Consider the following 10,716-nt stretch of genomic DNA (forward strand, 5'->3'; position numbering starts at 1 on the left):
GGGCATCGGCCGAGGTCGAGCACGTGCTGCGACGGCAGGACCGCCCGGGGAGGAAGTCCCGGCGATCTGGGGTTTCTGAGGGTGGTTCAGGCGTCCCCTTCGCTCTTCCCCTCCGGTCAGTGGCGGCGCGTGCCCTGCCGGATGGCCGGGCTCGGGCGGCAACTGAACGTCCGTCGCGGGGTTGGTGGCAGATGGGTGGCTGGGCGCGGCGTGCTCCGCCCCCGCACCCGTGGCCAGCGCCCGGATGCGCTGGACCATCCACTGGCGCCTGGCCTGCGCTGTCGACGCTGCGCGCCGACAGCGCACCGGACCGGGCCGCGGGGCGGCCCTTGCCCTGGCCAGTTGCCGTCGGGTTTCGGTGGCTGGGGCCGGTGTCAGGCGAAGGTGCGCTGCCGAGCCGGGCTGCCTCAGCCTCGGGATGCTGCCCGCCACCCGGCAGCAGACGTGGTCAGAGGCGGCTTGGGCGAGAGGCTGTTGGCGCACCCTGACGACGAGTGGGGCAAGCCAACCAGCGCCAACGGGACTGGAAGACCGTCGTTGGCCTACCGCCGGAGCGACTCCGTGGACGGGTACGCGGCCCTGCCGGAGGCCCGTCGTTGGCTGACCATGGCCGCTGATGGCGGTGCGCCTTCCGCACGTCATCAACCAGTGGTTAGAGCGAACCGCACGGGCAGGTCGCTGACCTTGGCAAATGCCGATCGGAAGGGGATTCCAGGATCCCCAAAGGGGATCCTGCGATCCCGCGAAGGGATTCCAGGATCCCTAAAATGGACTATGAGTCCATGGTGGACATAGGTCCATTCGGGTGATTTTGGTGGGCAAAAATGGACTCATGATCCATGGATGAATAGTCTATTTTTAGGTGTGGGGAGTCCCATATATGGACTATGAGTCCATCGCCAGAGCACGGAGGAGGGGGCCATGGCAGGTTCGCGTGCCCAGCGGTTCGACGCGGACGGCAACGCCGTCCGGCAGACCCACTTCGGCTACGCGGGCTCGTACAGCACCGTCGACAACACGCGGATGAACGGGATCGCCGAGGGCGTAGAAGCTCTGACGGATCGTGAGTGCCGGGTGTTGCTGTGGTTCGTGGCCAACATGCCCGGCCCCGACCTGCCGGTGGAGAAGAGCGGGCCGGAGATCGCGCGCAGGCTGAAGATGGATCCGAAGGTGCTCAAGCGGCACGTCGACAAGCTGTCCGGGATGCGCCTGCTGTTGCCAGGCAAGACGATCGGCCGGTACACCTTCTGGAAGGTGACACCGTACCTGTGCTCGCAGGCGGGAGCAGCGGAGCAGCGCGACGCGATCAAGGCGTGGAATCCTCCCGAGATCCCGCAGTGGGTGGAACCGGAGCCCAAGACGCGTAAGACTCGGGCCAAGAAGACAGAGGGGGAGTGACGGTCATGCAGATCAACTCGCGCGAGGACGTGCGTCGACTCATGAGCGTGACCAGTTCGCTGCCGCCCAACCAGCGCATCGTCGTCCTGCTCTACGCCACTCATGAGCAGGACCCGGGCAGTGGGGCCGTCCCCGTGGACGCCAAGGAGCTCGCTGGGGAGATCAACATGGACCCGTCCCTGTTCTCCAGACTGCGAGGGCAGCTCGTGACCGCCGGCTGGATGGAGAAGATCGAGGACACGGTGTACTACCGCCTCACGTCCAAGGCCGGTGGCGACGACAACGTTGTGCCGATGCGCCAACGATCCCGAGCCGATGGGCGGCACATCCGCCACGCCTGAGCAGTCAAGGTCAAGGGGCCCCGCAGCCGATGCAACTCCCCATCGTCGGGGTACTGCTGCTCGGGGTGGTGCTGCCCAGCCCTGGGAATCGAGCAAGCGTTTGATCAGCTAGGTGGGCGCCCTCCGCTACGCTGCCGCCATGGTGATCAAGGCTGTGGTGTTCGACGTCGGCGAGTGCCTGGTGGACGAGACTCGTGAGTACGGCACCTGGGCCGACTGGCTGCAGGTTCCGAGGCATACCTTCGTCGCCCAGTTCGGCGCAGTCATCGCCCAGGGCCTCGACTACCGCGAGACTTTCCAGGTTTTCCGTCCTGGCTTCGATCTCCACGAAGAGCGGGAGAAGCGCGCCGCCGCCGGCAAGCCGGAGTGGTTCGGCGAGGACGACCTTTACCCGGACGTGCGGCCAGCACTCACGCAGCTCCGCGCGGACGGCCTGTGGCTGGCCATCGCGGGCAATCAGACTGTCCGCGCCGGCCGGATCCTGCGTGAGCTGTTCACTGGTGACGTCGACCTGATCGGCACTTCGGATGACTGGGGAGCCTCCAAACCCGACCTGCTGTTCTTCGAGCGCGTTGCCGAGGTCACGCCTGCCGAGCCCAGCGAGGTCCTCTACGTCGGTGACCGTCTGGACAACGACATCCGACCAGCGGCTACAGCTGGGATGCGCACGGCGTTGATTCGCCGGGGCCCGTGGGGTTGGATCCAGCAGAACGACCCGGCCGCCGCCGACCTGGCCACGTTCCGCATCGACTCCCTCGCCGAACTGCCTTACCTCATCGTCAAGTTCAACGCTGAAGCGCGCTGAGCGTCGCCGACCAGGAGTAGAGGCGGTCATCGACTTGCTCGACTTCTGGTCGGTCCTGCCACGGTGTGAGGGCCCGGCGCGCTTCGCGGACGCGTTCCATGCCGGTCGCGTACCAGGTGAGCGCCAGCTGGTCGAGGGCCTGTTCCAGGCGCTCGCATGCTGAATCAGGTTGGCCGCTGGCGGCCTCGACTGAGGCGAGGTCAGCCAGGATGACGGAACGTTGCTTGCCGTCCGTTGGGGGCAGCTGGTCGAGCACAGCCTCCAGGGTGGTGCGCGCTTGCGGCAGGTGGCCTGCGAGCAGTTCGGTGTTTCCCCGGAAGGCGGAGAGTCGCACTGGGCTGAACCAGGTGAACCAGTCCGGCGACGCGTTCCCGTTGTCGGCTGCCAGGACGTCCTCTGCGCGCCGGAGTAGCGCGAGCGCGCCGCGGAGGTCTCCGCAACGGGTGAGGCACTCGGCCTCGACGGCGTCCAACCAGGCGAGCAGTTCGGCGGATGCAGGGCCACGCCGGGCGTAGGTGCGCGCCGCAGTCATGCGTTCGGTGGCGTCCTCGCGGCGGCCAGCCCACCCGGGGATGAAGGCCGAGTGGGCGAGGACGGCCGCGCCGAGGAGGGAATCATCAGCGTCGCCGGCGGCTTGCAGGGCACGGAGGTAGGTGGGTTCGGCCTGGGTGGGCTGCCGGAGGTCGAAGAACTGGATGCGGCCGGCGAGTAGTAGCGACTCGGCCAGTGCCGCGGCAAGGATCCGCCGCGCAACGCCGGCGGTCTCGCCGAGCAGCGCGAAACCGAGGTTCGCGTGCTCGGTGACGGCCTGGTGGAGGGTGGCGGGGGCGACGCTCCAGTACAGGCGCCGGTGGGCCTGGGTGATTATCGCGTAGTCGGCGCCGATGGTGGGTGGCTGGGCTGCCGCGTTGTTGGGCCGTGGAAGTGCTGACCGAAGCGCCGGGGCACTGTAATGCGCTGCGGACTGGCGGATCGATGCGATGGGCGCAGTGGCCTGAGACCAGGGGGACTTGAAGCCGAGCTGCTCGATCGGCAGGTGCAGCACGTGGACCAGAAGCCGCTGGTAGTCGTCTTGCGGCCACGGCGGTGTGTCGGATTCCCACCGCCGGATCTGACGAAGGCTGACCGCTACCTCGCCCAGGCCGAGCTGCCTGGCCGCAGCGCTGAGGGCGTCAGCGAACGCGGGCTGTGAGGAGAGCCCGACCGCCTGTCGAGCCGCCTTCAGTGCCGTGTTGCCGAGAGGTCGTGCCATGAGCGTCTCCCAGAAGTCCGACTGCGACTCAACTGTACTGACCGGATGCCATATTGGGGACTCCGAACGCGCGTGCCAGATGGAAGGGGCCTCAATAAGTCCCCAAGGAGTCCTCGGCGAGGCCTTCATGGCGTTCTCGGGCTGGTCGACCATGTAGCCACAGAGCCTCAGCGGGTCATCGCTCGCGACCGAGAGTAGTGCAGGGGTACGCATGCAGCGCCCACGACTTGAAACACCCAAACCGAGCTGCGTTGAGTGCGGCGCCAAGGCGGCTCCGCACTTGGGGGAGATCCGAACGACCCGGGTAGCGCCGGGCGTGGTGCGCGACGAACGTGTGCAGCGCTGCACCTCGTGCCAGCGCAAGCGCCGTTCAGCGCCTGTGGGGGCGAAAGCATGAGCGTGACCGACGCCCGGCACCCGGGCCTGTACGACGCCACCCTCGCCTTCCTGGCACGGCACGACCTGCAGCCGGACCCGGCCGGGTTCCTGGAGCACGGCTACGTCGACCTGTTCCTGGCCGCGTGGCGGGGCTCGACCGGCGAGCCGCTGGAGCTGGCCGCGTGCTGGGGTCTGTGGACGTGGCGCTTGGACGACGTGCTCGACACGGAGCTGCGCGACGCGGATTCCACGACGGTCGGCGCGCTCGTCGGCCGCCTGGTCGACGTCCTGGACGGGGAGCCGGCCGAGCTGGGCGATCACCCCACGGTGCGGGCGCTCGCGGAGCTGGTCCGGCGGACCCGGCCGGCGATGCCCCGGGGTTGGTGGGAACGCTACGCGTCCGAGCTGGACGCGTGGTTGCGCGCCGCGAGCGACAAGCTGGCGGCCTTCGTCCAGGCAGGCCGGACGCCTTCGCTGCGCCAGTACCTGACGCTGCGCCCGATCGACGGCGGCATGCTGTTGGCCGCTATGTGGACGGAGCTCGCGCTGGACTGCGTCACCCCGGACTGGGGCACGCTGCTCGTGCATCGGCTGCTCGACGCGTTCTCCGCGTGCGGCACCCTGACCAACGACCTCGCCGCGGACCCGGCCGACCCCTTCACCGCTCAGGCCTCGCTGGCCGCCGCAGGCCTGTCGCTGACGGAAGCCCGGGAGCGAGTGCGCGAGCAGTTGTCGGCGGAGGCTTCGCGTGTCTGGTTGCTGCTGACCGCCATCCGTGAGGACGCCCGGCTCGCGGGGCCTGGTGCGGTCGCCCCGGTCACGCTCGACTTCGCCCTGGCGCTCGACCGCTTCCAGCGGGCGTTGACGGACTGGACGCGCACCAGCTCCAGGTATCGGCCACGTGGTTGGGCCGGGTCGCTGCCCGTGGCGGCTTCGGTTGATAGGACGGTCTGATGACGCCGTACCAGACCCAGGCGCTGCGGAAGCTGCGGGAGCTCGGCCGCCAGGTGGACGCTGCCGCCGAGCGGGGGGCCGACACCGAGGTGCTGGACGCGCTGCTTGCCACCATGCGGCAGGTGCACGAGGGGATCGCGGAACACCTGGCCGAGCAGCTCGGGCTGGCCCGCCGCCGCGTGTGCGCAGGTTGACCAGGGCGGCCTGACCGCCCCACCAACCCCCGTGTCAGCCGCTGCGTGGACTGCGAGGACAGCGGCTGGCACGGGCCAGAAGAAGTTGACCGAGCGAATGTGAAGAGCTGCCCGGGAGCGAAAGCTCCCGGGCAGCTCTGTAGTTCCTGGTGTCAGTTCAGCAGGCCCTCGCCGTCGAGGATGCTGAAGAGCTCGTCGGCGCTCGCCGAGCTCAGGTCGTCCGCGCCGGTGTCGGCGCCGAAGAGCAGCTCGCGCAGGTGTGCGGCGAGCTTGTCAGGGGTCGGGTAGTCGAAGATGAGGGTCGGGGTGAGGCGGGCGCCGGTGAGGGCGGCCAGGTGGTTGCGCAGTTCCAGGGCTGTCAGGGAGTCGAAGCCCAGGTCGAGGAAGCCGCGGTCGGGGCGGACGGCGTCCAGGCCGGCGTGGCCGAGGACGGCTCCGGCCTGGCGGCGGACCAGGTCGAGCAGCTCCTGTGCGCGCTCCTTGGCGGCCAGTGCGGAGAGGCGCTTGACCAGTTCGTCCGGGGCGGAGGTGTGGCCGCCGGCCCGCTCCAGGGAACGGGTGGCCTGCGGGAGCAGGCCCTTCAGTAGGGCGGGCAGACCGTCCGCCCGCGACCGCAGGGTGCCGGGGTCGACCCGCAGCGGGACGGTGGCGGGACGGCCGGAGGCCTGCGCCGCGTCGAACAGGGCGAGGGCCTCGGAGACCTCCAGGGCGGGCAGGCCCCGGGCCGCCATCAGGCGGACGTCCTCCTCGAGCGACTCGGTGAGGCCGGTCTGCACCGCCCACAGGCCGTAGGCGAGGGAGGTGGCGGGCAGGCCCTGGGTGTGCCGGTGCTGGGCCAGCGCGTCCAGGAAGGTGTTCGCGGCGGCGTAGTTCGCCTGCCCGGCGGCCAGGATCAGACCGCCCGCCGAGGAGATGAGGGTGAAGAACGCCAGCGGCAGCTCACGGGTCAACTCGTGCAGGTACCAGGCCGCATCCGCCTTGGGGGCGAGGACGCCGGAGAGGCGCTCGGCGGTCATCGTGCCGATCAGCCCGTTGTCCCCCGCACCGGCCGCGTGCACCACACCCGTGAGCGGGTGGGCGGTGGGGACGGTGGAGAGGAGGTGCTGCAGCGCGGCGCGGTCGGAGACGTCGCAGGCCGCGACGGTCACCTGCGCGCCCAGCGCGGACAGCTCGGTGACCAGCTCGCTCGCCCCCGGCGCGTCGGCGCCGCGCCGGCTGGTCAGCAGCAGGTGGCGGGCACCGCGCTCGGTGACCAGGTGGCGGGCCAGGTGCGCGCCGATGCCACCGGTACCGCCGGTGATCAGCACCGTGCCCTCCGGGTTCACCGGGAGCACGGTGGCCTCGCCCACGATCGGGGCCAGGCGCGGGACCAGGACGCGGCCGGAGCGCACCGCGCTCTCCGGCTCGCCCGAGGCCACCACGGCCGCGAGTCCGTCCAGGCCGTCGGTCAGGTCGGTGAGCTGGATCCGGCCCGGGTTCTCGGCCTGCGCCGCGCGCACCAGACCCCACACCGGGGCCTGCGCCAGATCCACCCCCTCACCGGACTCGACCACCACCGCGTTGCGGGTGGCGACCACCAGCGAGGAGGCGGCGAACCGCTCGTCACCGAGCCAGGCCTGAAGCACCGCCAGCGTGCGCTCGCCGGCCTCCCGCACCGCGGCGGGCACCGCGCCCTCGACCGCCGGGACCCGGTAGACGACCACACCCGACACCGCACCGGCCTCGGGCAGCTCCTCCCACAGCTGGTGAGCGGCCTCACCCGACACCGCGCCCGGCAGCGCACGCCAGCCGATCCCGAACAGCGACTCCTGACGCCCACCACCCAGCTGCTCCCGCGACACCGGACGGAACGCCAGGGAGCCGACCGAGGCGACCGGAGCGCCGTCCTGGTCGGTGAGGTCGAGCGACAGGTTGCCGACCTCGTCCTTGGTGATGCGCACCCGCAGGGACTTGGCGCCCACCGCGTGCAGCGAGATGTCCGACCAGGAGAACGGGAGTTCCGTCGGCTCCTCGCCGGTCACGCCGTCGCCGACGCCGAGCGCGTGCATGGTGGCGTCGAGCAGGGCGGGGTGGATGCCGAAGCAGTCGGCGTCCTCGTGGGCGTGCTCGGGCAGTTCGACCTCGGCGAAGACGGTGTTGCCCTGGCGCCAGGCGGCCTTCAGGCCCTGGAAGACCGGGCCGTAGTCGTAGCCCTGCTGGAGGAGCAGCTCGTAGGCGTTGCCCATGGTGACCTCGGTGGCGCCGGTGGGGGGCCAGGTGGTGAGGTCGGTGGCGGGGGTGACGGGCTCGCTGCCGAGGAAGCCTTCGGCGTGCAGCTGCCACGGCGAGTCGGGCAGCGCCGACTCGTGGCGGGAGTGGATGCGCACGGGGCGCCGGCCGAGGTCGTCGGCGGAGCCGACGGAGACCTGCAGGGCGACACCGCCCTCGGCGGGCAGCACGAGCGGGGCCTGGAGGATGAGTTCTTCCAGGGTGGGGCTGCCGGTGTGTTCGCCGGCGTGCAGGGCGAGTTCGACGAAGCCGGTGCCGGGCAGCAGCACGGTGCCCAGCACGTCGTGGTCGGCCAGCCAGGAGTGGGTGTCCAGCGCGAGGCGGCCGGTGAAGGTGAAGCCGTCGCCGTCGGGCGCGGAGAGCACCGCGCCGAGCAGCGGATGGTCGACACGACCGAGGCCGAGGGAGGCGGGGTCGCCGCCGCCCTGGGTCTCGATGATCCAGTAGCGCTCGCGCTGGAAGGGGTACGTCGGCAGGTCGATGCGGTGGGCGCCGGTGCCGGCGTGGAACGCGGTCCAGTCGATCCGGGTGCCGGCCGTGAAGAGGCGGCCGATCGCGGTGAGCAGGGTCTGGGCCTCGGGCTGGTTCTTGCGGACGGCCGGGACGACGACGATCGGGTCGTCGCTGTCGAGGGTGGTCTGGGTGAGCGCGGTCAGGATCGCGTCCGGCCCGAGCTCCAGGAAGCGGGTGACACCGCGTCCGTGCAGGTAGGTGACCGTGTCGGCGAAGCGGACGGCCTCACGCAGGTGACGGGTCCAGTAGTCCGGGGTACCCCAGTCCTCGGCGATCGTGCCGTGCACGCCCGCCACCACCGGGATGCCCGGCTTCTGGTAGCCGATGCTCTCCGCCACCAGGTGGAACTCAGCGAGGACCGGGTCCATCAGCGGCGAGTGGAAAGCGTGCGAGACCTTCAGGCGGCTGGTCTTGCGGCCCTGGGCGGTGAACTCGGCGACGATCGCCTCGACATCCGCCGCGACACCCGAAACCACCACCGAGGAGGGGCTGTTGATCGCCGCGATCCCGACCGTGTCACTCAGGTGCGGCAGCACCTCGGCCTCGGTCGCCTGCAACGCGGCCATCGCACCACCGGCCGGCAGCGCCTGCATCAGACGCCCACGGGCCGCCACCAGGCGGGCCGCGTCGGCGAGGGTGATCGCGCCGGAGGCGTGGGCGGCGGTGATCTCACCGATCGAGTGCCCGGCCAGGAAGTCCGGCCGCACCCCCCACGACTCCACCAGACGGAACAACGCCGTCTCCACCGCGAACAACGCGGGCTGGGTGTAGGCGGTGCCGGCCAGCAGCTCCGCGTCCTGGCCCCACATCACGTCCTTGAGCGGAATCTCGAGGTACGTGTCGAGCGCGGCCACGGCCTCGTCCAGCGCGGCAGCGAACACCGGGAACACGCCGTACAGCTCACGGCCCATCCCCAGCCGCTGCGCACCCTGACCCGTGAACACGAACGCGCTCTTGCCCGACCGCACCAGATCCTGCACCACACCGGGACCCAGCGACCCACCCGCGACCGCCGACAGCCCCGCCAGCAACTCCTCGCGGCCCCCGGCCACCACCACCGCGCGGTGCTCGTGCGCCGTTCGGCTGATCGCGGTGGAGTACGCCAGGTCGGTCAGCGACACGTCCTGCTGCTCGGCGACCTGAGCACGCAGCCGCGTCGCCTGCTCGACCAGCGCCTGCGGCGAGCGACCCGAGAGCAGCACCGGAACGACCGGCAGCTCGCGCCGCTCGACCGCCTCCTCAGCTACGGCTGCCGGGGCTTCCTCGATGATGATGTGGGCGTTGGTGCCGCTGAGGCCGAAGGAGGAGACGCCCGCGCGGCGTGGCTGCTCGCCGGCCGGCCACGGCACGGCCTCGCGCAGGAGCTCGACGTTGCCGGCCTCCCAGTCCACGTGCGGGGTCGGCTCGTCCAGGTGCAGCGTCTTGGGCAGCAGGCCATGGCGCAGCGCCAGGACCATCTTGATGATGCCGCCCACCCCGGCCGCGGCCTGGGTGTGGGCCAGGTTGGACTTCAGCGAGCCCAGGTACAGCGGCTTGGCGTCGGCGCCGCGCCGTCCGTAGGTGGCCAGCACCGCCTGCGCCTCGATCGGGTCACCGAGCCTGGTGCCGGTGCCGTGCGCCTCCACCGCGTCCACGTCCGCGATCGTCAGCCCCGCGCTGTCCAGCGCCGCGCGGATCACCCGCTGCTGCGAAGGCCCGTTCGGTGCCGTCATCGAGGACGACGCACCGTCCTGGTTCACCGCCGAACCCCGCACCAGGGCGAGGACCGGGTGGCCGTTGCGCCGGGCGTCGGACAGACGCTCCAGCACCACCACACCCACACCCTCCGAGCAGCCCGTCCCGTCCGCCGCAGCCGCGAAGGACTTGCAGCGGCCGTCGGCGGCCATCCCCCGCTGGTGGCTGAAGTACAGGAACATGTCCGGCTCGGTCATCACCGTCACACCACCGGCCAACGCCAGCGTCGACTCACCCGACCGCAACGACTGCGCCGCCAGATGCACCGCCACCAGCGACGACGAGCACGCCGTGTCGATCGTGACCGCCGGACCCTCCAGACCCAGACTGAACGCCACCCGACCCGTCACCAGACTGCCGTCGCTCGTACCGGGACCGTAGTCGTGGTACATCACGCCGCCGAAGACACCGGTCTTGCTCTTGCGCAGGCTGTGCGGGTCGATGCCGGCGCGCTCGATGGCCTCCCAGGAGGTCTCCAGCAGCAGCCGCTGCTGCGGATCCAGCCCGAGCGCCTCGCGCGGCGAGATACCGAACAGCGCGGCGTCGAAGTCACCGGCGTCGTAGAGGAAACCGCCCTCACGCGTGATCGTCCGGCCCAGCTTGCCCGGCTCCGGGTCGTACAGACCCTCGGTGTCCCAGCCACGGTCGGTCGGGAACTGCGCGATGCCGTCCCGGCCCTCGGCGACCAGCTCCCACAGGCCTTCCGGCGAGTCGACCCCGCCGGGGTAGCGGCAGGCCATGCCCACCACGGCGATCGGCTCGCTGCTCCGGGCGGTCTGCTCGGTCAGCTCGCTGTTCTGCAGGCGCAGTCGCTCGTTGTCCAGCATCGACTGCCGCAGTGCGGAGACGAGTTGCTCAACTGATGCTTCCACGATGCCC

Annotated in this window: 7 protein-coding genes; 5 read left to right on the forward strand and 2 right to left on the reverse strand. The window is 70.8% G+C overall.

Features of this window, described 5'->3' with window-relative positions:
- Window positions 1–921 precede the first annotated feature (921 nt).
- From OG403_RS36480 to OG403_RS36490, 3 genes are all read left to right on the forward strand, one after another.
- The gene (locus OG403_RS36480; protein WP_329572875.1) at window positions 922–1,398 is read left to right on the forward strand and encodes a hypothetical protein; all 477 of its coding nucleotides are present in this window, start codon (window positions 922–924) and stop codon (window positions 1,396–1,398) included.
- Window positions 1,399–1,403: 5 nt separating this feature from the next.
- Window positions 1,404–1,739 carry a replication initiation protein, RepL2 gene (locus OG403_RS36485; RefSeq protein WP_329572877.1) on the forward strand — a complete coding sequence of 112 codons (336 nt, stop codon included), beginning with the start codon at window positions 1,404–1,406 and terminating at the stop codon, window positions 1,737–1,739.
- A 142-nt stretch (window positions 1,740–1,881) separates the two neighbouring features.
- Window positions 1,882–2,544, forward strand: a complete 663-nt coding sequence (locus OG403_RS36490) for an HAD family hydrolase (RefSeq protein WP_329572936.1) — start codon at window positions 1,882–1,884, stop codon at window positions 2,542–2,544.
- Here OG403_RS36490 and OG403_RS36495 read toward each other — a convergent pair.
- On the reverse strand, window positions 2,525–3,796 hold the full coding sequence (locus OG403_RS36495; protein ID WP_329572878.1) for a tetratricopeptide repeat protein: 1,272 nt from the start codon (window positions 3,794–3,796) through the stop codon (window positions 2,525–2,527). The two genes, OG403_RS36490 and OG403_RS36495, sit on opposite strands and share 20 nt — an antisense overlap.
- A 393-nt stretch (window positions 3,797–4,189) precedes the next feature.
- On the opposite strand from OG403_RS36495, the gene OG403_RS36500 reads away from it, so the two are divergent.
- A complete protein-coding gene (locus OG403_RS36500; RefSeq protein ID WP_329572880.1) occupies window positions 4,190–5,128 on the forward strand; it encodes a terpene synthase family protein in 939 nt (312 codons plus the stop codon).
- Window positions 5,128–5,322: a hypothetical protein gene (locus tag OG403_RS36505; protein ID WP_329572882.1), complete on the forward strand. Its 195-nt coding sequence runs from the start codon at window positions 5,128–5,130 to the stop codon at window positions 5,320–5,322. The genes OG403_RS36500 and OG403_RS36505 overlap by 1 nt, the downstream gene beginning before the upstream one ends.
- Window positions 5,323–5,474: 152 nt before the next feature.
- Here OG403_RS36505 and OG403_RS36510 read toward each other — a convergent pair whose 3' ends face one another.
- Window positions 5,475–10,709, reverse strand: a complete 5,235-nt coding sequence (locus OG403_RS36510; RefSeq protein ID WP_329572884.1) for a type I polyketide synthase — start codon at window positions 10,707–10,709, stop codon at window positions 5,475–5,477.
- Between the last annotated feature and the right edge of the window lie 7 nt (window positions 10,710–10,716).

The sequence above is a fragment of the Kitasatospora sp. NBC_01266 genome (genome assembly GCF_036242395.1).
Taxonomy (GTDB): Bacteria; Actinomycetota; Actinomycetes; order Streptomycetales; family Streptomycetaceae; genus Kitasatospora.

Bases quoted from the DNA above. Each gene is read 5' to 3' on its own strand.
- OG403_RS36485 (WP_329572877.1), top strand. From the start codon at position 1,404: ATGCAGATCAACTCGCGCGAGGACGTGCGTCGACTCATGAGCGTGACC.
- OG403_RS36505 (WP_329572882.1), top strand. From the start codon at position 5,128: ATGACGCCGTACCAGACCCAGGCGCTGCGGAAGCTGCGGGAGCTCGGC.
- OG403_RS36480 (WP_329572875.1), top strand. From the start codon at position 922: ATGGCAGGTTCGCGTGCCCAGCGGTTCGACGCGGACGGCAACGCCGTC.
- OG403_RS36495 (WP_329572878.1), bottom strand. From the start codon at position 3,796: ATGGCACGACCTCTCGGCAACACGGCACTGAAGGCGGCTCGACAGGCG.
- OG403_RS36500 (WP_329572880.1), top strand. From the start codon at position 4,190: ATGAGCGTGACCGACGCCCGGCACCCGGGCCTGTACGACGCCACCCTC.